The organism is Bacillus sp. AFS073361, from assembly GCF_002567005.1.
Taxonomy (GTDB): domain Bacteria; phylum Bacillota; class Bacilli; order Bacillales; family Cytobacillaceae; genus Neobacillus.
The window spans coordinates 1-287 of record NZ_NUZU01000144.1; the positions used below are offsets into that span (position 1 = coordinate 1).

A 287-nucleotide genomic window follows, 5' to 3' on the forward strand; every position below is an offset into this window, starting at 1 on the left:
GCTACCGATCAGGCTGTACATCACCGCTGCACTGTCGCCACCACCATCAGAGCCGAAGAACATATAGTTACGGCGTCCCAGCGCTACCACCCGGAGAGCGTTTTCACACAGGTTATTGTCAATCTCCACCCAGCCATTGCGGCAGTATTCGTTCAGAGCATCCCATTGTTTCAGCAGGTATGCGAACGCTTTCGCCGTATCTGAGTGACGAGACAGCATGCTCATCTGCTGTTGTATCCAGTCGTACAGCGACTGCATCAGCGGAACGCTTCTGGATTTTCTGGCGG

At 54.0% G+C, this 287-nt stretch carries 1 protein-coding gene; it reads right to left on the reverse strand.

The genetic code is table 11. The features are described from left to right. The coding region (locus COJ96_RS25745) for an IS66 family transposase (protein ID WP_142333080.1) at positions 1 to 287 on the reverse strand (287 nt) is incomplete at both ends.